Consider the following 22011-nt stretch of genomic DNA (forward strand, 5'->3'; position numbering starts at 1 on the left):
CGTTGAATGTCGTCCAAACCCGTTTCTAACGATGCTCATGCCTCGGCTTTGATCACCCTTGTTTTGAGCAACCGCGAATTGCGGGATCGCTTGGCGTCAATGCCCGCAGATGAGCAAACCGTGGTTCTATCGGGAACGGTGGAAAAAGCGTTTTTGTCACATCCTGCTTGGGAAAAGATGGCGAACGGGGCGGACCTTGAAACCATCGAGTTGCCCGAAAAGCCGGATCCAACGGAAACGATCCGAAAGCAGAAGTTGGATTGCCAGGATGTTGGATTCGTCCCTCTGAGAAAGGTTGCCACAATCGGAGGCATCAAAGGGGGAGTCAACGGATGCGAGGCGGAATACCGATTGGTTGGCCAACTCGGATCCGGCGGCACTGGGATCGTTTACCAAGCTCATCAACGCGCCATCGATCGCGAGGTGGCCATTAAAGTGCTTCGCGACCATTTAGCGGTCGACCCTACATCGAGAGACCGTTTTCTTAGTGAAGCACGTGTGATTGGAGGACTCGATCACCCCAATGTCATTGCCTTGCATGAAGTTTGCGTCGACCAGGATGGTGGATTGTTCTATTCGATGAAGCGAATTGATGGAGCAAGTTGGGATCAACAGATCAAGGAGAAGTCGGTCAAAGAAAATGTCCAAATCTTGACTCGCGTGGCGGATGCGATTCGTTATGCGCACTCGCGTGGACTCGTCCACCGCGACATCAAACCTGAAAACGTTATGCTCGGGCGGTTCGGTGAAGTGCTACTTGCGGATTGGGGATTGGCGGTCCAGTATGAAGCGAGAGATCCGCTGATTGACAAACAGGATTGTTCTTCACAGGCGAATCGGCATACGATCGGCGGCACGCCTGCGTACATGGCTCCCGAGTTGGCGAGAGGTGACTATCGACAGGTCTCGTTCCAAACCGATGTTTATCTTCTCGGAGCGATTCTATTCCAAATCAAAACGGGCTATCCACCCCATCATGGCGAGACGTTACTCGAATGCATCCAGGCGGCCGCCGAAAACAAAATCCGCCCGACCAACGTGAAAACGGAACTGCTTGACATCGCGATGAAGGCGATGTCCACGGACCCAGCCGACCGGTATCCAAATGTGGACGCGTTCTTAGCAGCGATCCATCAACAACGCGAACATGAGGAAAGCACGCGACTTGTCAAGCGTGTCGAAGAACATTTGACAACGGCGACCGCGGAGAACCATTACGAAGCGTTTCGCGTTTCGGGCGCGTTACTGGCTGAAGCACTGGAAATTTGGCCGGAGAATCGCCGCGCCTTGGATATCCGCGATCAGCTGAATCTCGAATTCGCTCGTGTAGCGACTAAACAAGGTGATCTCGACTTGGCATTGTCGCTCTATGATGCAGCGGGACATGGGACGAGTGAACGGGCGGCGCGAGTACGTCGTGAACGAGATCTACGGCTGGAAAACCGAGAAAAGGAATCTCGCTATAGTGTTTTGTTTACCCAGTCTCCCGAGGCGGGGCTGTTGGTGAGAATGTCGTCAGGTCGTGTCATCGAAGCGAATCAACAATTCAGCGACTTGATGGGATATCGAGAGGACGAAATAGTTGGAAAGTTGATGTCTAAACTCAATGTTTGGGTTTCCGAAAAGCAGCGAGACGAGTTGATTTCTCGATTGGAAAAGAATGGTCGAATCGATAATTTTGAAGGGGTCTTCAAGCATCGCAATGGAACTCGTATTGATGTTTTGATTAGCGGTCGCATTGCGAGTTTGAACGGCGAGATGGTTCTGCTTTCAAGTATTCGAGACATCTCGCTGCGAAAGAAAGCCGAAAACGAGCTGAGGCAAAGCCGCCGCCGACTTCGCGAGCTACAAGCCTTGGCGGGGCTAGCGACCTGGTCTTACGACGTGCAGAGCAAAGAGATTGTTTGGAATGATGAGGCCTTTGCATTGGCCGGCCGCAAGCCTGATCAAGGAGTTCCGAGTTTCGACGAATACCTCAAAGTGATTCACCCGGATGACCGCCGACGGATGAAAGAAGCGATCACTCAAGCGATCAAATCGGGTGCCGCTTATGAGATCAAAGTCCGCCAGAAAGGCGTTCATAACCGCTATCGCACGCTCATTGTTCGCGGCCAACCGATCTTCGATGAAACGGGCAAGACGATTGAAGTTTACGGCGTGTTGATCCCGCAAAAGGACGGCTGAGCAGAGCGTTCGGCGTCACTCGATCGTCCGCTCGTTTTTTCGAGGGTGCTCACCTATCGGTTTCCAAGCCATGGCTTGCTGGCGATGTTCCAACTTCCTCTCGTTGCTCTAATTCGTGGTTGAGGATTTCCAGCAACGTTTGCAAGAACACGACAACCATTGGCCCGACGAGAATTCCAATTGGGCCGAACACTTTGACACCGCCCAAGACACTTAGCAGTGCGAATAGCGGATGCAGTTGGGATCGTCCTTGTAACACGTAAACCTTGATGACATTGTCAATCGATGAGATGATAACAACACCATAGATTGCTAGCGCGCCAGCTTCCATCCACTGCTGTTCGACCAGCCCTAACCATAATGTCGCTGGAACCCAAACCGATGCCGCCCCTAAAAAGGGGACAAGTGCCATCAACGTGGTCGCTAAAAACAATAGTACGACCGACTCAAATCCGAGCGTCCAAAATCCGATGCCCGCCAAGATGCCTTGTATCAAGGCACTCAGCGCACTCGCCAAAACCACCGCGCGACTGGTTCGATCAAACTCTAGCAACAAGCGTCTTTCATAATTGTCATCGAGTGGGCTAAGCCGCATCAATGTCCGGATCATGGCGGCACCGTCGACCAAAAAGAAGTAGACCGAAATGACCAACACAACCATTCCAATCAAAATCTGCAGAAAATAGCTTCCCGTTGCACTGGTCAGACTGACGAAGCGAGGTTGTAGTGTTTCTCTTGCGCGGACCAACAGTTTTTTGAAATCTTCGGCGCTCGGATTCGCTACCAATTTTACTTGACTACGAAAGGAGCCACCTAGCAGTATTTTCATCCAAGAGCGAATTGCCGCTGATGCAATGACACTCTTCTGGTGAAATTGTTCGTCCGCCGTCAATTGGTCGACGACTTCCTCCTGCTCTTCGACGCCTTCGCTCGGCTCTGGCAACAACAGGTCCAATGGTCCATGCTTGGTAGGTGCAAGCGAGCGGCGCAGTTCTTCGAGGCGGTCGATTGCAACGGTCGCTGCAGCATTTGCGGTCACGGGACCGTCCACTTCCTGCTGTAAAAAAACGATCAAATTCTCGGCTTCGTTCAATTCGGCTTCGACCAATTCCCGATTGTCCGACCGCTGCTCGAAAGAGGACAATACCTGAATGAATTCGCTTAGCGGGGTGTCCGAGTCGAGCTTTGCTCGCTGCTCATCATTCAAGGATGAAGCGCTGATTGCATCGGTCAATTGATCGAGCCGCCTGAATTTCTCGGCATGCGGAAGCGAAATACCAACTTGCTCTCGCGCTCGGTCGAGGGCGGTTTCAATATCCCTAAAATTCATCTGGCTAACCATCGATGTGAACTGACTCGTCGCGACGGACAGGACGACAATGATTGGCATGAGCACGAGGGTCAAAATCAAAAAAGTTGTCGCAACGGCGGCCGTCCGCCGGCGATTCCCGATTCGGGTATAGATCCAATCGTACACGGGGTGGAAGATGACGACTAGCAAAGCGGAGAGGAACAACGGCACGAAAAAGCCGGCCATCACCCGGTAAAACAATGCACCAACCGCCACGATGCCAAGCAACAACATGACGACCGACAGAATTCTTGACAACGACGGGAGCCGGTTCAAGCGATCGGTTACCGAGCTGGGAATGTCTGGTGGGCGAGCGGCGTTCGCTATCGGAGCGGCGTCGGGAACCTTCGCCTTCTGTTCCGAATCGGCTGGCGGATCGGTGGGCGGATCGGCGGGCGGATCGGCGGGCGGATTAAGATCGGGTTTGGGCTCCGATGCCGGCTTGGGATCGACTGGCCGTTTCCTTGCTCGTCGTTTCGTCATATTGCTTGGAGTCCTCGAACCCAGGTCAACAAATCTTCTTGGGTCACTTCACCACCCCGGACGACGGGGAACCCCGTTTTTTGAAGGGTTGGTGCCCAGGTAGGCAATTCATCTTTTGAAGCGATCGGCAACAAGATCTGCAGCGATGCTTCTGCGTCATTTTCACGAAGGCGAACCGCAGGTGGACGCGTCTTCGCGGCAACCGCGACACCATAGAAGGTATGGTTAGACGACAATGCAACCGCCACGGCCATCGAATCGGCCGCAGCGGCTTTGCCTCCTGCGACCGCAGCGGGTGAAGCGATCGCGACGGATTGGGGATCAATCGACTGGCTCTTTTGAATCGAAGCTGCAAACTTCGCCATCACTTCAATTTCTTTTGGCTGCCAACGCTCATTCGATTCAGGCATCACCGCACAAACCACGACCCCCAGTTCCTGGGCAGCTTTTTGCCACGATTCCAATACCTTTGTCGATACGTCTTCACCTGGATTTAGTAGCAGAATCAGCAACCCCAATGGCCCTCGTTTCTCATCGTCGCCAGGAATTAAAACGGCAGCCTCGTTCGCGGAGTCTGGCAACTTTAGTGCTTCGATTTTCCACTTGCCCGATGTTGCCGAATGATCCGGCGGCAATTTCTGGATGGACGACGCGTCGATCGTTTCCGGGATCACGCTTACCGTCCTTGATTCACCGGATCGGTCAATTGTCAACACAATCTCTTTGCCCTCTTCCGACGCAATCAGTTGTCTCCTTAGAAAGTCAATATTTGCAATCGGGACTTCCCCGAGTTTTAGGACGACGTCGCCGACTTCGAGTTTTCCATCGCTGGGGCTTTCCGGAACGATATGTTCGACGACAACCTTTGTCCTTTCCTGCTCGGGATCTTCAGGATTGTCGACTGAAATATTTGCGGCCATCACACCGAGCCGCTGTGGCGTCAACGGCGGGATGGAATCCGTCAGTGTGATTTGCAACGTTTGCGAACCACCATCACGCATGATTTCCATCTGGATCTCGTCGCCGGCATCAAATCGGCCAAGCACTTGGCGGATTTCTTGTTGGCGCTGAACCTTCACACCTTCAATCGACTTGATCACATCGCCCGCTTTCAATCCAGACGATTCGGCAGGCGAGCGAACTCGGACCGCGGCCACTTTGGTGTCGTTTTCATACGGATCTTTGCTGTTGGGAACGAAACCCATCAAGCCTTTCTTGATGTTTTCTCCTTCCTTCATTCGTGGTAGATTTTTTTTGATAACCGAAAGTGGGACGGCGAATGCAATCCCTGAGTCGTACCAACTTGTAGCCTCTTCGGCGCCGCCTGCCGCGACTGCAGGAATCGAAATGCCAAGCGGATTGCCATGCAAATCGACCAGCAATCCGCCGTAGAACGATGGTGAAATTCGAGCGTCAAACTGCAGAGCAACACCATCGAGCCGATCTTGACCGCTGAGAATACCACGGCTGACAAGTGGTGCGGCATCACTTCCGTAACGTCCGACTGCGACCGTGGTTTGGCCGATTTCAAGGGACGCCGATTCAGGAAAATCGATGGCGGTCAATTTGGACTTCGCTTCCATTTTCAACAACACTAAATGGCGATGGAAGTCTTGCGCAACGACCTTGGCCGCATGGCGGGTTTGATCGGGCAGCATCACAAGCAGGCTAGCCGAAGGACGGCGAACGACAATGTCCGAGACGATCACATAGCCGTCCGAATCGACGACAACTCCGCTTGTTGGCGCGTCCTGCTCGACGTCACCATTTGCACCTCCCGTACCGCCGATCACTTCGACCATCACGATCGACGGCAAAACTTCATTTGCTGCACTGCGTACCGCTTCAGACATCAATTGGCGATACTCAAAATCTTGTGCGCGAGAGGAATCTGACATGAGTGTCGAGACCAGCATAGCGAATAATGCCACACCAAAGAACGGGTTGCGAAGGTGATGAAACGTCATGACGATGGACTTCGGATTCATACGAATGTGTTGATAAGTTTAAAAAACAATTAGGGCGTGATCATTACAGAAAGAATCTCGGAAGCGCGTTGGATCGTAAGCTCCACAGGATCGCGGCGGTCGATGGTCCGCAAAAGTTGACGGATTGAACGTTGTCCATCGATGCGGCGTCCGTTGATTAACAGAATCAAATCATCGGGCTGCAATCGAGCCTTTGCCGCCAAACTATTCTCGGCAACGTCATCAACGTACGCTGGCGTGGATTCCAAGATATCGGGAATCAAGATCAAGCCGATCGTGGCCAAAGAATGCGATTGATCACGGGGTAACATTTTCTCTTCGGGATCGATATTTTCGGTCACTCGGCCCGCAATGATGTCGCCGAGTGTTTTCCGAAGCGTGGAAGCAGGCAATGCATAGTTGAGCCATACGCCGGTCGTTCGATCACGCAGTTCTTTGCCAAGCATACCTATCAATTGGCCGTTTCCATTGATCAAAGCACCGCCCGCAGCCCCAGGATTGTTGGCGACCAAATCGAGTATGAACACGGTTCCTCGGTATGGCGTTTTAAAGGTCCCACGCCGCGCATCGAGTGTCGAGACCGATGCGATGCTCCCCTGCATCACGCTTGCCGGTTCTTGCCCAGCGGCAATGTTAAATAGATTACTGATGGCCAATACAGGGTCGCCCCAGTTCACTCTTATTTCGTCATCAATGCGAAAGAAAGGCAGCCCCGTAGCCTCGATCTTTAGAACGGCCAAATCGAGTGCCGGTTCGAAGCCGACGATGGTGGAATCAAAGCGTTGCCCATCGTTCAATACGACCGTAGGTTCGACGTCGAGGACGTAGCTCCAAGCGGTTGCGATATGGCCTTCGGGAGAAATCAAAAAGCCGCTTTGGTAGGCTTCCAACCCGGCGATCCCGCCAGCGCCATAAACTTTTACGACGCGAGCTTGAGCGTCTTCACAGGCTTGTTCCAGTGAAGGTTGCGCTTGGCAAACATTGGTAGCCGTCGCCAAAAACACAAAGACCATTGCGGTCGGGCGAGCAAAATAGGGCATCTTATTCATCGACGGATTCCTTTTCGTTATTCGCTTCGCCGTTGTTTTCCCACGAATCGACGTGGATCCGAAGTACCGACTCGATTCCATAACGCAGGTCGAGCGTGATGGGTATAGCGTTGGGATCGTCAACAGGCCGTGTGATCCAAAGCTCCGCCGGATCTTCGTCTCGGTCAGCGAAAACTTCGATTGCTTCGACAAGTTCACTCTCGGGATGCGACAAAAAGCGAACTTCAAGTTCACCGTCGTTGGCAACCATACAATCCCGAAGCGGTCTCTCGCCCGCCAGCGGCATCGTGCCTAGATAGATCGTTTCACCAAACTTTTTGGGGCCATCAATAAGCATTCGCTGCCAAGCGGCAAGTGCTGGCAAAATGCCGGCAAAGTTTTGAGCGTCAACGTTATCATACAAATCGGCCTTCGTCTTGGGTTCCACCGCAACATCGCCAACCACGATCGCCAACTTATCGGTGGTGACAGAGATTGCAACATCACGCCCGTCGTCTGTTTTTCCGCGAATATTCCAAGCGATCGTGTCGGAGTCCTCTTTTGCAGGAAACTGTTTTCGCAAACGGGTGATAAAACGCTCTTGCTGAATTTCATTGAACGCGTAGTTGGCAAAACCTCGTTTCGCTTCATAAAGGGATGCAACGGCTGGGGGGATTGGATTGGACGCATCGCCATTCGGAGCCAATCGGGGAGTCGCTTTTTTTTCCCCGTCGGGTTCATCGCTGCCGCCTTCCTCTTCTTTCGGTGGCTTTTTCAGGGGGGGTGGCGGAGGCATTGCACCCGCCATTTTGGTGAGCAGTTCGTCTTGGCGATGGACACTTCGCAGCCGCACGAGTGTATGGACCGTTTCACCTTGGTTGCGATAAACCAACTTCACTCGCCACCCGGCTGGCAACGTCGCTAAGACATTTTGCAACTCGTTGGCAGTATGAACGACACGCCCATCGACTTCCAAAATCTCAGCCGAATAGGTTAAACCGCGACGGTAGGCGTCACTCGATTCCAGAATGTTCGACACACGGACGCCGCCATCGGAATCGCTCGCGACGGTCGCTCCGAGCGTGGCGTGATCGACGATCCGCCCACTGTGCAGGTAGCCGATGAAATTCTTGGCTTGGTTGATACTGATCGCATAGCCGACACCAACATTGACGCGGCCGCGTTTCTCGAACGAGCACCGGCCGACAATGCCGAGCAATTCTCCCTCGGCGTTGTAGATCGGGCCACCTGAATTGCCAGGGTTGACTGACGCATCGGTTTGTAAACAATCCGCATATTCAAGTAGTGTTCCCGAAGGGTATTGGTAGCGTCCAACGCCGCTCAAAATTCCCCATGTCACGGTGGGTTGCAAGTTGGAAGCCAATAAGAACGGGTTTCCGATCACCATCACCCAATCACCTGCGGACGCCAATCGACTGTCGGCCATCGTTGCGTAGGGAAAATCGTCTCGCCCGAGTAGTTTGATCAATGCAAGATCACCGACGGGATCAATTCCCACGATCACCGCGTCGTAAATGTTGCCGTCGCTTAGTCCACACCGCATAAAGGAGCCCGCTGGTGAGGTGACATGAAAGTTGGTCAGAGCAAACCCGTCGGGCGAGATCAGCACCCCGCTGCCACCACCTCCGCCGCCAGGAACAAAGACGCATACGGTTGACGGCACTGCGCGAGCGATCGCATCAATCCGTTGCTGTTCCGCCTCCGCCAACCTCGGATTTAGGGTCAACGGCCCGTCCTTTGCGGCCAATATCGCAGGGCAGCAAAGGCAGCCGAAAATCGCGACTCCCGCTAATCGCAACGCTGCGATCGGAAACCTTGTTGATGTCATGTCTTTCATCGTTACCTTTGCCTATCGCAATAATCTTGGAAGTAGGATGCGAATGATATCACCGATTTCACCATCATCAGCGATATCGGTTTCGATGGTCAAACGATTGCCGCCATCGATGGGGAGTTCGAAACCAAATGTTTCCTCGCCGACGATCGACTGTTCCCAAATGAGCTTTCCATCGAGCCGAATTCGGACGATCGACTTGGTTGCTTTGCTCACTTGCCGATCACGTCGCACGCCCGCTGCGAAAACCGTATAGCCATCCTCAATTCGATAGTCGACGGACGACTTACCAATTAGAATCAGATCTTGATCGGCATCCGCTTTGGGGCTGAACCATGAATCCAACCGCGAGGAATCTAAATTCGTCTTGATCGCCGGGGTAAACGATTTCTCCGCTGGTTCCATTTGGGCGAGGAGCGACAAACCACCTGACCAGCGGATCGATTCAATGTGCTCGAGCGGCAATCGATGTTCGAGCGAATTGCTTAAAACCAATCGTAGAGGTTCGCCAAGTTCGCTTGGCTCAAGACGAGAAACGGACCAACGAGAATTGTAGACATCGACGATTTGAATATCCGATGCGTTGGCTATCGATTGGCTGCCGCCAAACAGAACACCTTCCAACCGCCCGATGGGTGCATCGATGACTTCTCCATCGATGTCAAACTTGACCACACTATCTGTGATCGACACGACCAATCCGTCGACAAAATCGAGTTGGTCACCCTCGCGGCGTATCACCAACGTATCGCCTCTCCGCTCCGTTTCGAACTTACCGAACCAAACCGGATCGACATTTTGGTTGGAAGCTTGGAAACGGATCGCACGAACTTGGTCGATCGCAAGGTCAAGTTTCGCTTGTCGACGAGGTTCGATCGTCAACCGATCGCCTGCCAAGGCGATGCCTTGCGCAGTAATCACACTGCCGCCCACCAATGTCACCGTTGGTTTCGGCGCTAGTCCCGTCGGTTCTTCAATGGGTTCGAGGGCGGTCAGCTCGGAAAAAGCAATCGCTGTCTCCGCTCCTTCGGATTGCAATAACAGTTCCGATTCGCCAATGCCTCTCAGTTCCCCTTCGATCCACTTGCCGTCGGTGGTGGAAACGCGAACGGGGAAACCCGCTAAAAGGGTCAAAAATAACAGTTTTATCAGCATAGATATCGATTGATGGGTGTTCATTGAGAATAGCAGCTTCGTGCTCACGACAGCTATTCTAGCGCAACATCGAAAAAAAGTCTGCCATCGAACGGAAAAACGCTCGATTTTTGCGTTCGATGGATTGAGGCAGAAAAAAAACGGGTTCCCGGTGCTTTGTCAGCATTGGATCTGAGGGAGTGGAGCTTGTGAAAGATCCGGAAGCACGGGGATCTTTCACAGACTCCACTACCGTCAAACCGTGTTCCTATAACCTGCCAAACCACTACGATGGCGTTATTAAGTTGATTGGGGCAAAAAGTGAGTCATCGCCAAACTGCGCTTGGATAGGGTGAAGCGTGATGGCGGTCAGCGAGAAATGTCAAGAAAACTGAATATTTAAAGCGAGAGGATTTCCTTGGTTTCTGCACGATGGTGGTGGCTTCCGGATGAGTTGGAGATTCTCAATTGGCTGCATCATTACCTTCGTCGAGTTCACGCATACTATCCATCGTGGCCGAGGAGTCTTCAACGGACTCGTCGCTCGATGGCGAAGAGCCATTCGTGAGCGACCGACTGCTGCTTGACGCTTGGAATTGTCACCAAGATGCGGATGCGTTTTCGATTCTCGTTCATCGCTATTCACGTTTCGTGATGAGCGTTTGTTTGCGTCAATGCCGAACGCCCGAAGATGCGGGTGGTGCGACCGGTGCAACCAACACCGTCGATTTGGATGGAGCAGCGGCGAACACCGCGTCTCCGCAGGTGACAACCGATCCCTTTGCCGAGAGTCCCTTCCGCAATCAAACTGCCGTACATTCCAATTCAAATGCACCGCAGCCATCGAAATCGACATGGGCAAGCGAGAACGCCGATTTTTTGGCACGAGTCGAGCAGGCATTGACTGAGAAGGGGCGGTTCCAATTCGTCGAGACGCCACTCGACTTGGCGATCGAAAAGTGCTTCTCAGTACAGGCTTGTGCTGAGTTTCCGTACCATTGACCGCGTGCCCCGCAGGCCGCACGTTTCTCGTTACGGCTCAATCGTCTCTCGCGAAGCTCGTGTGCCGAGCGCTCCCCATAGTCCATACGGACTTTGCGAGCCAGCAGCGGTCGGGCTATCCGTACCCTCGGCAAGAGCATCGCAATAAACACATGGAATCTTCGGATCGCCTGCTTCGATCGAATCGGAAATAAAACGCACGGCTCCATCCGCCATCAAAACGTGCACACCTCCCTGATGGCGACTACTTGGTGGGGCGACCCCATAGGTGTGCGAGTTCCCAACCAAGCAAACCTCAGCATTGGGAGCTAGAATCGTATTCATGATCGATTGTAGCGTGTGATAGTCGGCCCAACGGAACCCGCGTTGGGAAACGGCGCCATAGACGTTCGCTGAATCGTTCCAAAACTGAGGTCTCGCTGGATCGATCAACCCAAGTTCGGAACAGCGATGAGGATTGTCTGCGACGCCAAGAAAACCACCCTTCGTATTGGTGAATCCGACGCTGCGAATATCGCGGTCACCGAGTCCTGTGGCGATCTCGCCAATCGCGATCGTATTTGATAGTCCGTCGGTGACGTCGCGAAACCGCAGTGCTTGACGTGTTACGAACATACCACGAAGGCCACAGCGTGCGCGTTGCATCGCTTGCGAGTCCGACTGATACCGCCATCGATTGATTGAATTGTCCCAAACGGTGACTCCATCTTCTGCATCATAGAAACCATCGCCGAAACAGGCTGCGTAGTTGGTTCGGCCGAGTGCAGGGACGCCGACACCTGGATCACTGGGGCATCGAAACGTCGGGATCTCGGTTGCCCAGGGGGGATAGTTTCCATTGTTAGGACGCGACCCGAAGGCAGGCCATCGATCGCCGTCGGCCTCGACCAAGGGATTGCTGACTTGATCCCAGATAGCTTGCTGTTCCACGAATGGCAGCAGCCCCACCAAATACCCGAGTTCGAGTCGAGTGAAACCGGTTCCATCGTTCTTCGAGGCAAGCGTCGTGTCGTTTTCAAATTCGTTGGTCGGTCCCGTCCCATGCATAGGTAAACGATCGAAAGCGGCATGATAATTGTGTAGCCCCAATCCAATCTGTTTGACATTGTTGCTACAACTCATCCGCCGAGCTGCTTCGCGTGCCGATTGAACTGCGGGAAGTAACAACCCGACTAAGACACCGATGATGGCAATGACGACCAAAAGTTCAACGAGGGTAAAGGCTCTTCGTTTGCGATAGCGAAGCCTACTCATGGTGATTCCTCCTCCACTTCTTCCGCTGCGACTTGAGCCATGATTTCGTCGAAGGTGTACTCGTCGGTCTCTTCGACGACCTCAGCCGCTGGTTCACTGCACCCGGCTATCCAAAGGGCACTAAACACAGACATAGGGAGTAAAAACGACAAAGCAATACGATGCGTCATTTTGTTTTGGTAAGAGGCTTTCACTTGTATTCACCTAATGATAGAAAAGTAGTCGCCTTTCGTTGTTGTACCGACAAACCACTCAAACACAAAATATTTTCGGTAGTTTTTCCGGAAAATCGATGACTTTGCGTTACCCACCTTTACGAACACGTGGGTTTGCTAAAATAGGCGATTGGCAATTCGCCTCCGCTGTCGCTCCCAATCCAACACTGAGAAGCACGAATGCGTTTAGGACAAAACACGATCATGCCTAGGCTACAGGTTCTATTCCCCATCATTCTCTGCGTTATTGGTGTGCTGGGGTGCTCCTCGAGCGATTCGACGGACTCGGCTGCTCTCGAGACCCGACCGACGCAGGCCTCCGGCACTCAAAGCGAGCTTCCGCCAAAGCCTGAGATTCCGCAGGACACCTGGACAACAACACCGGCGCAGCAGCAACCTGCTGTCGAAGAATTGCCGCCGCTTGTCAAATCGATCGATCGGCAAAACGAGCCGAAGCAAACAGGTGACCTCCGTCGAGCGGATTCCCCGGTCAACGTCTCGGTGGATAACGATCTGACGGAAGCAGCAAAACGGCTTCAGCTTCGAGCCGATTTAACGCCTGATGAATTGCAAGTCTTTCTTGCCGGTGCCGATAAAGACATGCAGATGATCGCGAGTGGTCGAACAGCAATCACCGATCAGCAGAAAGCTCTCGCTGAAATGAAGCGAATCGTCAGATTGAAGTTGGAGGCGTCTCGCCGGCTCAGCGAACATGCTGACGCGAGCGACCAAGCCAAACAGGAAGCCGCTCGAGGCGAGTTGCAATCCCTTTCCCACTTAGCCGCTCTCGGCGATGTCAAAGCAGCGGTCGAACTTGAAGCATTGGCCAAATCCAACCTCGACTCGAATGATCCAAACCTCGTTTTCGATAGCCGATTGGTATTGATCGGTTTCGCCATCGAATCCCTTCAAAATGGCAAACAGGATGCACCTCAACAAATTGTTCAGTTGATTGAAAGTCTTGGCAAGGCAGCGAGTGACTCCGAAGATGCAAACCAATCGCCAGGGATTGCTGCATTGATGGTGATGGGGCAAGCTCGGCAGATGTTGGTTCAGTACAACCAAGTAGATGAAGCCGCGATCGTGCGGCAAACCATTTTGGATCGATTCGCCAATGCCGCGGATCCACAAATTGCGAAAATGGCTGCCCAGATGGCGGGCACGAGTGAATACGACAACATCGATGTCATGCTGCAGAAATCGATCGATGGCGAGACCATTGCCGTTGATGATTGGGTCACTGCGATGCAAGCCTTGATCCGTGAATCACCCGATTTGCAGACGGTTCAGTATCTGGCAGGTGCAGCGTTGCAATTCGAAGGACTCGAGCAATTGGAACTTGCCGAGGCGACGTACGAACAATTGGCCGACAGTTTTTCTGATCCCATTCCTGCGACCGGCAAAGAGACTCAGCTAGCGATCCAGGCTCGACAAAACCGGAAAAACGCGATCGGAAAGACATTCGATCCCGATCTTGACACGCTGACCGGAACCCCCATTGCTATCGCTGACTATCGCGGCCAAATCGTCTTGATGCCGTTTTGGGCGATGACATTTCCGGAATCCTTGCAACTGGTTCCTGCCCTCGAAGAGATCGCGAACCAGTCTTCCGGAAAAATCGCCATCATTGGAATGAACTTAGATCCAAAGGACGCTCCGGTATTGGAATTCATCAAGCAGCACGAAATGCCGTTCCCGAGCTACCGATCGGAAACATCGGATTCAGAACAGGTGGCCAACGAGGTCGCAGCGCGATTCGGCATGGTGTCTGCCCCCTTTGTCGTCATCATCGATCAGCAAGGTAAAGTGACATCGATCGCCTACACCCGATCTCAAGTGGAAAAGGCGATCGAGCAGTTGTTACGCCGTTCATCGCCCCGCGATTAAACGTGGGATGTACTTGCCTCGGACTTCGCTTGGTTGTCTCGCCGCATCATGCTATTTCGCAGCCTGTTTCTCGCTACGGTGTGGACGCGACTGGTTTCAGGGTAATCGTTGCGAGTTTGAGGATGCTTGCTTCGTCGATCGTCGCGCACCGCAGGGTCAGCGTGATTGGGCCGGACGGAAGTTCGATGGAACCAGCGTCGAGAGTTTTCCAGACTTCGCCGCCTCCGGTTGACTTGACTTCAAACGACCGCTGGGCCTCCCCAGCGGACAAGGCAAACGTGGCGTTGTCCTTGATCTTGTCGGCAGCCACTTCGATTTGGACCGCATAGCTTTGCGATTTTTCGACCTGCAATGGGAATTGTGCCTCGGCGTTTGCTTTCCATGAATCGATGCATGACCGCCGGTGCATTTCATGGTCGTGGTATATTGCGTCCTTGACGGTCGCGTCGGCGGGCTCCAAATCAAAGGAGCCATCGGTTGCGGCGTGGACGCGGTACGGAGCGACGCTGGGAACCTGATCAAAGTCAATCGCGATCACCGTGGCTGCGTCGTGAACCGGTTGCGTCGGTAGACCTTCAAGGACCACACCGCCGCGTGCTTTCGACATCCTCAGCGTCTCGGCCGCCTTTCCGCCCATGACAGATCCATGAGTCGGTATCGTTTGCAGACCCGGCACCAGCAGTTCACCATTGGCTGGCCAGTCAAACACGTGCAGATACAGGCGATGGCCGCCGTCGCCAATCTCCTTTGCGGTAGCGCGTCCCCAGGGTAGACGGGAAAACGGGCCCGCTTGCGTGCCGTAGATCGCGTCTCCATTGATTTGCATCCACTCGCCAATATCGCTGAACCGCTCCACTGTCTTCGGATCGATCGATCCGTCGGGTAGGGGGCCGATGTTGAGCAGATAGTTTCCACCTTTGCTGACAGCATCGATGAGTCGATGAATCAGCTCGGTCGAGGTTTTAAATTCAACGGCATGCTTGCTCCAGCCCCAGGTGATATTCAGGGTGTCGCAAGTTTCCCAATCGATGCCCTCAATTCCGGTTGCTGGAATGTGTTGTTCCGGTGTGGAAAAATCGCCGAACCAGTATTTCCCGCTATCCTCGCGCTGTTCCTTCGTGTTTTGCCACAAACGGTTGTTGATCAAGATTTGTGGTTGGTTGTTACGAATGAGTTCGACGAGCTGTTTGGCACGCCAAACCTCGCCTTGGTACGGTCCTTTGGAGTAGTCCAGCCAAAGGACATCCACATCACCGTATCGGCCATCGGTGATTTCATTCACTTGCGCGTGCAGGTAATTGGTATAGCGGGAAAGATCACGTCCTTCCATCGTCAAGCCGCTCACATTCATCGCGCCCTTTCCAGCAGGGGCATCGGGATGGTGCCAATCCCAAAGCGAGTGATAGACACCGACGCGCAAGCCTTCCGCACGGAGCGCCTCGACCACTTCCTTGTGCAGATCGCGACCGGTTACGTCCTTGGCGTCGTACTCGGTTTGCGTCGAATCGTGCAGGGCGAACCCTTCGTGGTGTTTGTTGGTAAAGACCACGTACTTCGCACCGGCCTGTTTCGCCAGGCTCGCCCATTTCGACGCGAAATCGGGTGCGGGTTTGAATTTCGGTAGCATGGTTTCCTGATAGACATCGGCTGACACGTTCGCGTTTCGCTGAATCCATTCCGCGGCTCTCGTGAACGTCTTGTCGCCCCACTCGCCTTCGGCAGAGGAATAGAGTCCCCAGTGGACAAACATGCCGAAACGTGCCTCCTTCCACCAAGCCATGCGTTCTTGCTTGTCGGCTGCCGACTCGGTGTTCAGAATATACTCCTGCCCCTCCGTTTGTGCGTTCACCTGAACGCCGGAGAAACCCATCAACAAACAAAAACCTGCAATCAAACCCATTCGTTTCATTCGATTATTCCTGGAAATTAGGGATGCTTCTTGGTAAACGCCACCGCCGATTGTTGCCAAATATTTGAAAAGACTCAAAGTTGTCTCACTCATGTTAGCATAGAGGTCAACGGACTTCTTCGTGCCGGCAATTATCTGCGGTCCTCCGCAGATGGAAGGTGGTCATCGTGTGCCCGCCATGTTCAAGTGGACGGGAAAGATCCCAGCGAGTTGGGGCGGCGCTGATGGAGGAAGCGGAACGTCTGCGTCGCGAACTCGGTGACGTCAATGTGGAAGGGACCGATCAACGGCCCCCTATGTTTGCCCCCTTTGTTCGAATATCCAAATGAGAGAACTTAGACAATGATGAAGCGAATTTTTACCAACACCCTCCTTACGTGCTCGCTGTTGACGATGTCATGTGTTGCATCTCAAGCGGAGGAAACCTCTTTCGGCACCGTGAACGTAACCCACAGCGAGCTGACGGGTATCGGCGTTGAAAATGGGGTGATGCGGCGTGATCCAAGTGATGTGATCAAGGTCGGCGATCTTTACTACGTTTGGTATTCAAAAGGGAAGATCTCTCCCGGCTACGACGCAACCGTGTGGTATGCGACTTCGCCTGATGGTCATCAATGGACCGAAAAGGGTATGGCTCTTGCCAAAGGGGAAGCGGGTACATGGGAAGGTGCCAGTGTCTTCACGCCGAACATTCTTGTTGCTGAAGGACGCTATTGGTTATTCTACACCGGCACCTCGAGGGAATTTGGAAAGGGATTCAATCCAGACTCGAAAATTGGCATTGCGGTTGCCGATTCGCCCGATGGTCCGTGGGAGCGTCTGGCCACGAATCCCGCTTTGACAAATAGCGACAACCCCGACGATTTCGACAGCCACCTAACCGATGACGCTTGTCTGATTGTTCGTGACGGAAAATATTGGTTCTATTACAAGGGGCGGCAATTGGGAAAGGGGCCCGGACAAACTCAGATGGGATTGGCGATTGCAGATCATCCGCAAGGGCCCTATGTGAAACATGAGTCGAATCCGGTCATTCCCGGCAATCATGAAGTGCTGGTGTGGCCGCAGGGCAAGGGCGTCGCAGCGATGATTGGTACGACGGGGCCGAAGACCATTACCAACACCGTCCAGTATGCAGAGGACGGGGTTCATTTCCATAAGACTCATGATGTGAAAAATGGCCCCTGGGCAGGCGGTGCCTATCGGCCTGAAGCGTTTACGCAGAGCGGAACTGGAGAGATGCCGCGGTGGGGCGTCGAGATTGGCGGAGCAAGAGGGCAGCTGCCGTTTATTCGGCGGTTTGACGTCAAGGAGGACTAATCGGCGGTCAGCGTTGAATCTTCGGTAGGGGATCTTGTTAACGGTCCTGACGCAATGGGATCTTGAACAAGATCCACTACCGCCAAACCTTCTTCCCATTCCTTTCAAATTCCCATTCCTTTCCAACCACTTGAGTTCAGCGAGAAACCGCATGCAATTAAAGGTCATTAACCATTCGTCCGGTGACTCATCGTGTGGTACCCCCCCGGACATGTCCCGTCGCCGGTTTTTGGTAGCCACCACTGTCTTGACGGCGGGGCTAAGCGGCAAACCGATACTGGCCGCTGACCAACAAGAGAGCTATTCGGACGCGGTGAAGTCGCATGCTTCTTTGCGAGGCTATTGGCGGTTTGACGGTGATCTTGTCGATGCGTTTGGCAAGGCACCCGCGACGAGCAACGGCTCGATGTCGTTTGTGGAAGGCGCTGTGGATGGAAAGGCAGTCAGCCTGGTTCCCAAACAGTCGGTTTCGGTGAAGCAAACCGATCACCTTCGAGGCCGGGCTGCGACGCTGGAGTTATTCTTCAAACTCGCTTCGCCGCCGCGTGGCAAGGAAGACCCGGTGATTATCGCGCAAACCGATGGGCAACAGGCTCGCTACATTGTCGGCGTCAAGAACGACTTGTCGGCACTGATCTATCGTAACGTCAATGGAGATGTGCTGACGACGATCAACCTGGCCACCGACCAACCGATTGAAGTGGGACGCTATTATCACTTGGCGATCACCAGTTTTGATCTTGACGTGCGGGCCTATGTGGATGGGTATGAATGCAGTCTGGTCGGCGGTGCGTTTGAGTTTACCCGCAGGGGGCCGAACCAATCAACGATGACCTTTGGGGAAACAACGGTCAATGGATGGGGCTCGGCCGATATCTGTCTCGATGAAGTCGCGTGCTACGCGAGCGGACTGACGGAGGCTGATTTTCAGGAACATTTGAAGGCTGCTCAGTGGGGGCAGCGTTTGAAAGAGACGGGCGAGGTCGTCGCTCGCGTCGAATCGGAACGCAACGCCCGGCGGGCACGTAAAGAGCATGCCATCCTGAATGATCCGGTGCTGACTGCTCCGGGCAAGACGCGTGTTTATGAGGGCGAGAACCTCGATGCGATCCGCTTTACTGTCGGCGGGATTGGTGCGGGGGGTATCCAGTTCAACGGCAAGGCGGAACCCGCCATTTGGCAGATCGCTTGTAACCATTCCGAAGAACGCGTCGCCGACAGTTTCCTGGCCGTTCGAGCACAACCCCTTGGCGGCAAGCCGGTGGTTCGCGCGTTACAGACCGAGCCGGTCGGGCCGTTTGCAGCAATGCCGTCCTTGAAATTCGAAGGCGAATACCCGCTGGCCAAGTATCGTTTTGAAGAACCCTCACTTCCCGTCGAGGTGGAAATGGAGATTTTTAATCCGTTTATCCCGATGGACTTAAAACACTCAGCAATCCCCTGCGCGATTTATACCGCGACGGTGACCAATCGAAATTCATCCGCTGTGAAGGTCGATATTCTTGCTGCGCAAAAGAATGCACTCGGGTATGCGGAAGGTAATGGAGGACGATTTGGTAGAAACCAAAACGAGATCGTGAAGGATGGTGAGGCGACTGTGTTGCACATGACTCGCAAGGAAGTTCCTGGCTCGGACATGGTGCTGATGACCCAAACAGCGGACGCTTCGGGGTGTGCGAGTTGGGATTCACTCGAGGAGTTACATGATTCCTTTGCTGCTGACGGCGAATGCGAAGGCCCTGCGACGTCAGCCGTCACCACCGCAGGGAAGACGGTCAACGGAGCGATCACGGCGCCACTGGAATTGGCGCCGGGCGAAAGCAAGTCGGTAACGTTTGTGCTGACCTGGTATTTCGAAGGCGGGCGGCATGGTGAAGGAAAAGCTAGAAGAGTCATGGAAGGAGAAGGGGGGGCAGCAGGAGGCAAGTGGAATCGTGCGGGCCAAAACTATACGAATTGGTGGCCTGACGCTATCGGCGTGGCCGCGTACTTGAGGGAGAACCTCCAGGATTTGACGGCTCGTACCCGCCGTTTTCATGATACGCTCTATGCGTCCAAGGTGCCGGTTTGGTTGTTGGATCGCATGAGTTCGCAATTGGCGGTCCTGCGCAGCCAGACGTGTTGGTGGGCTGCCGATGGCTACTTCGGTGCTTGGGAAGGTTGCAATCCAACGAAAGGATGTTGCGGTGGAAACTGTACGCACGTGTGGCACTACGCCCAAGCCCACGCTCGGCTGTTGCCCGAGCTTGGTCGCAAGATGCGTGAGCAAGATTATTCGATGCAATTGCCGAGCGGGCTGACACCATTTCGACACACCAATCAGAGCGCGGCTGCCGACGGTCACTTCGGCACGATTCTGAATACCTATCGCGAGCATCTTTGTAGTGCGGACAATCGTTGGCTTAGGTCACAATGGCCCAAGGTGAAAAAGGCGATCGATTGGGGGATCGAGCATTGGAATCCTCGCCGTGACGGCTTTCTGCAGACCGTTCAGCACAATACACTTGATGGCGATATGACTGGCTGTTCATCCTGGATTGGTAGCCTGTATCTGTCGTCGCTTGAAGCGGGAGCGAGGATGGCTGAAATCATGGGGGAGCCAGACACGGCAGCGGAATACCGTCGGATACGAGAGTCTGGGAAGAGACTGCAGAATGGGCGATTGTGGAATGGCGAATACTACGTCCAGGAAGTGGGTGAGACCCGTAATCAGGACTACTTGGACGGTTGTCACATCGATCAGATCCTCGGCGAATGGTGGGCTGACCAAGTTGGCATCGATCGAAATTTCCCCAAAGATCGTACCCGCCAGGCGATGGAGTCGCTATTGAAATACAACTTCTTAGCGGACTTTTATGGCCAATCGCTCAAGCCGCGTCAGTATTGTGAAATCGACGATGGCGGCATGAAAATGATCACTTGGCCAAAGGGACCGCAGCCGATTCCCGGCATGAAATATGGCGACGAGGTGATGACCGGTTTTGAATACAGCGCCGCGGTTTCCTTGATTCAAAACGGTCTGTTGCGTGAGGGGCTGATGGTTCTAAAGGTCATTTCGGATCGCTACAACGGACGTTTGCGCACCGAGGGCGTCTCCGATTTTGCCAACGGTCCGTGGGGCTATTCGGGCAACCCCTTCGGCGATGATGAGTGTGGCAAATTCTATGGTCGTTCGCTGAGCGTGTGGTCGGCATTGATCGCGTTGCAGGGGTTCCTCTATGACGGCCCTGCCGGACGCATCGGCTTCCGTCCTGTTTTGAATCCGTTCGACCACGCCAGTTTCTTTACCGTTGCCGAGGGGTATGGTCTCTTCACCCAGATCAAGGATGCGAAACAGCTCAATGCGTCCATTGACTTGAAGGAGGGGCAACTCCGCCTAACGGAAGTGGTTCTGTCAGCGGGCGAAGGCAGGCAGGCCAAGTCCGCGACAATGAAGCTCGCTGGTGAAACGCTTGAGTCCCGTTTGGTTGCCAGGGGGGGCGAAATCAATCTGGTTCTCAAGACCCCGCTTGTCATGAAGGCGGATCAGCAACTAGATGTCGAAGTGGCGTTGGTATGACTACTAACGCTTCAGCGACATGAAAACGTCGGGATAGGCATCCTGCTTGCCAATCCGTACTGGCCGTAAATCCGCAGGCTGGAAGCCTACGGCCACGAATAAGAACGTAATTCCGCAGGCTGGAAGCCTACGGCCACGAATAGGCCGTAAATCCGCAGGCTGGAAGCCTACGCCACGAATAGAACGTAAATCCGCAGGCTGGAAGCCTGCGGCCACGAATAGGCCGTAAATCCGCAGGCTGGAAGCCTACGGCCACGAATAGAACGTAATTCCGCAGGCTGGAAGCCTACGCCACGAATAGGCCGTAAATCCGCAGGCTGGAAGCCTACGGCCACGAATAGAGCGACCCCAATCTTAATGGGGATGAAGCACTCGCTCGTCCCGAAAGCGGGAACCGAGAGGGAAGAAAAGAAAGGACGACGTGTCGGCTACCCATTCGTCGGAAAAAAAATTGCCACTTCTCAGTAAACGCCAACTCCGATTGCTCCCCCGGCCGCGTCGGGGGAGGGACACCAAGCGTAGACGCTTGGTAAACAAGCAATTTAGAGCGGCACGACCTCTGCGCCGGGAGAGGTGCAAAAAATACGCAAGTTACGATCACATTAACACCAAGCTTTTGAGCACCCCACTCCCACTCGGCCTTCGGCCATACTCCTATTCGTACTCAAAGTGTCTTGGGCGTCCGAGTAGGAGTACCATTTCATTGAGTACGAGTACGGTTCTATTACGAATTTTGGTGGCGATTAGCGAGAAATTTCTGTTTTCTTTGCAACATTGCCTTCCGAGCCCCGACTGCACTGATGTAACCGCGATTTTGCGGTGGAAACACTTCACATACCGGC

The 22011-nt window shown here is 53.7% G+C and carries 13 protein-coding genes; 5 read left to right on the forward strand and 8 right to left on the reverse strand.

The window, feature by feature from the left end:
- The first annotated feature begins 6 nt into the window (after positions 1-6).
- Complete coding sequence (locus tag Q31b_RS25990) at positions 7-2184, forward strand: protein kinase domain-containing protein (protein WP_146602590.1); 2178 nt, start codon at positions 7-9, stop codon at positions 2182-2184.
- 49 nt (positions 2185-2233) lie between these two features.
- On the opposite strand, the gene Q31b_RS25995 is transcribed toward Q31b_RS25990, so the two are convergent.
- The 5 genes from Q31b_RS25995 to Q31b_RS26015 are packed head-to-tail and all read right to left on the reverse strand — an operon-like array spanning position 2234 to position 10044.
- Positions 2234-4018 (reverse strand): AI-2E family transporter, encoded by a 1785-nt coding sequence (locus tag Q31b_RS25995; protein ID WP_146602591.1) that lies wholly within the window; start codon positions 4016-4018, stop codon positions 2234-2236.
- Positions 4015-6006, reverse strand: a complete 1992-nt coding sequence (locus Q31b_RS26000; RefSeq protein WP_146602592.1) for a PDZ domain-containing protein — start codon at positions 6004-6006, stop codon at positions 4015-4017. The genes Q31b_RS25995 and Q31b_RS26000 overlap by 4 nt, the downstream gene beginning before the upstream one ends.
- 29 nt (positions 6007-6035) lie before the next feature.
- Positions 6036-7055, reverse strand: coding sequence for a S1C family serine protease (locus tag Q31b_RS26005; RefSeq protein WP_146602593.1), 1020 nt, complete (start codon positions 7053-7055; stop codon positions 6036-6038).
- Complete coding sequence (locus Q31b_RS26010) at positions 7048-8883, reverse strand: S1C family serine protease (RefSeq protein WP_146602634.1); 1836 nt, start codon at positions 8881-8883, stop codon at positions 7048-7050. The genes Q31b_RS26005 and Q31b_RS26010 overlap by 8 nt, the downstream gene beginning before the upstream one ends.
- 21 nt (positions 8884-8904) lie before the next feature.
- Complete coding sequence (locus Q31b_RS26015) at positions 8905-10044, reverse strand: NPCBM/NEW2 domain-containing protein (protein ID WP_197172387.1); 1140 nt, start codon at positions 10042-10044, stop codon at positions 8905-8907.
- A 447-nt stretch (positions 10045-10491) separates the two neighbouring features.
- On the opposite strand from Q31b_RS26015, the gene Q31b_RS26020 reads away from it, so the two are divergent.
- The gene (locus tag Q31b_RS26020) at positions 10492-11025 is read left to right on the forward strand and encodes a hypothetical protein (protein ID WP_146602595.1); all 534 of its coding nucleotides are present in this window, start codon (positions 10492-10494) and stop codon (positions 11023-11025) included.
- A 30-nt stretch (positions 11026-11055) separates the two neighbouring features.
- Here the strand turns inward: Q31b_RS26020 and Q31b_RS26025 are convergent, their stop codons facing one another.
- Together Q31b_RS26025 and Q31b_RS28710 are read right to left on the reverse strand one after the other, a co-directional pair.
- A complete protein-coding gene (locus Q31b_RS26025) occupies positions 11056-12279 on the reverse strand; it encodes a DUF1559 domain-containing protein (protein ID WP_146602596.1) in 1224 nt (407 codons plus the stop codon).
- Complete coding sequence (locus Q31b_RS28710) at positions 12276-12413, reverse strand: hypothetical protein (RefSeq protein WP_197172389.1); 138 nt, start codon at positions 12411-12413, stop codon at positions 12276-12278. The genes Q31b_RS26025 and Q31b_RS28710 overlap by 4 nt, the downstream gene beginning before the upstream one ends.
- A 261-nt stretch (positions 12414-12674) precedes the next feature.
- Here Q31b_RS28710 and Q31b_RS26030 point away from each other — a divergent pair, with 261 nt between their 5' ends.
- Positions 12675-14381 (forward strand): TlpA family protein disulfide reductase, encoded by a 1707-nt coding sequence (locus tag Q31b_RS26030; protein ID WP_146602597.1) that lies wholly within the window; start codon positions 12675-12677, stop codon positions 14379-14381.
- A gap of 73 nt (positions 14382-14454) precedes the next feature.
- Here Q31b_RS26030 and Q31b_RS26035 read toward each other — a convergent pair whose 3' ends face one another.
- Positions 14455-16290 (reverse strand): alpha-L-fucosidase, encoded by a 1836-nt coding sequence (locus tag Q31b_RS26035; protein WP_197172391.1) that lies wholly within the window; start codon positions 16288-16290, stop codon positions 14455-14457.
- 393 nt (positions 16291-16683) lie between these two features.
- Between Q31b_RS26035 and Q31b_RS26040 the strand changes: the two genes are divergently transcribed.
- Positions 16684-17610 carry a family 43 glycosylhydrolase gene (locus Q31b_RS26040; RefSeq protein WP_231617868.1) on the forward strand — a complete coding sequence of 309 codons (927 nt, stop codon included), beginning with the start codon at positions 16684-16686 and terminating at the stop codon, positions 17608-17610.
- 151 nt (positions 17611-17761) lie between these two features.
- A complete protein-coding gene (locus Q31b_RS26045; protein WP_146602600.1) occupies positions 17762-21169 on the forward strand; it encodes a GH116 family glycosyl-hydrolase in 3408 nt (1135 codons plus the stop codon).
- Positions 21170-22011: the final 842 nt, after the last annotated feature.

This window comes from Novipirellula aureliae, from assembly GCF_007860185.1.
Lineage (GTDB): Bacteria > Planctomycetota > Planctomycetia > Pirellulales > Pirellulaceae > Novipirellula_A > Novipirellula_A aureliae.

What these genes read in the sequence shown, in the direction of transcription:
- Q31b_RS25990 (WP_146602590.1), top strand. Translation starts at nt 7, where the DNA reads ATGTCGTCCAAACCCGTTTCTAACGATGCTCATGCCTCGGCTTTGATC.
- Q31b_RS25995 (WP_146602591.1), bottom strand. Translation starts at nt 4,018, where the DNA reads ATGACGAAACGACGAGCAAGGAAACGGCCAGTCGATCCCAAGCCGGCA.
- Q31b_RS26000 (WP_146602592.1), bottom strand. Translation starts at nt 6,006, where the DNA reads ATGAATCCGAAGTCCATCGTCATGACGTTTCATCACCTTCGCAACCCG.
- Q31b_RS26005 (WP_146602593.1), bottom strand. Translation starts at nt 7,055, where the DNA reads ATGAATAAGATGCCCTATTTTGCTCGCCCGACCGCAATGGTCTTTGTG.
- Q31b_RS26010 (WP_146602634.1), bottom strand. Translation starts at nt 8,883, where the DNA reads ATGACATCAACAAGGTTTCCGATCGCAGCGTTGCGATTAGCGGGAGTC.
- Q31b_RS26015 (WP_197172387.1), bottom strand. Translation starts at nt 10,044, where the DNA reads ATGCTGATAAAACTGTTATTTTTGACCCTTTTAGCGGGTTTCCCCGTT.
- Q31b_RS26025 (WP_146602596.1), bottom strand. Translation starts at nt 12,279, where the DNA reads ATGAGTAGGCTTCGCTATCGCAAACGAAGAGCCTTTACCCTCGTTGAA.
- Q31b_RS28710 (WP_197172389.1), bottom strand. Translation starts at nt 12,413, where the DNA reads ATGTCTGTGTTTAGTGCCCTTTGGATAGCCGGGTGCAGTGAACCAGCG.
- Q31b_RS26030 (WP_146602597.1), top strand. Translation starts at nt 12,675, where the DNA reads ATGCGTTTAGGACAAAACACGATCATGCCTAGGCTACAGGTTCTATTC.
- Q31b_RS26035 (WP_197172391.1), bottom strand. Translation starts at nt 16,290, where the DNA reads ATGAAACGAATGGGTTTGATTGCAGGTTTTTGTTTGTTGATGGGTTTC.
- Q31b_RS26040 (WP_231617868.1), top strand. Translation starts at nt 16,684, where the DNA reads ATGTCATGTGTTGCATCTCAAGCGGAGGAAACCTCTTTCGGCACCGTG.
- Q31b_RS26045 (WP_146602600.1), top strand. Translation starts at nt 17,762, where the DNA reads ATGCAATTAAAGGTCATTAACCATTCGTCCGGTGACTCATCGTGTGGT.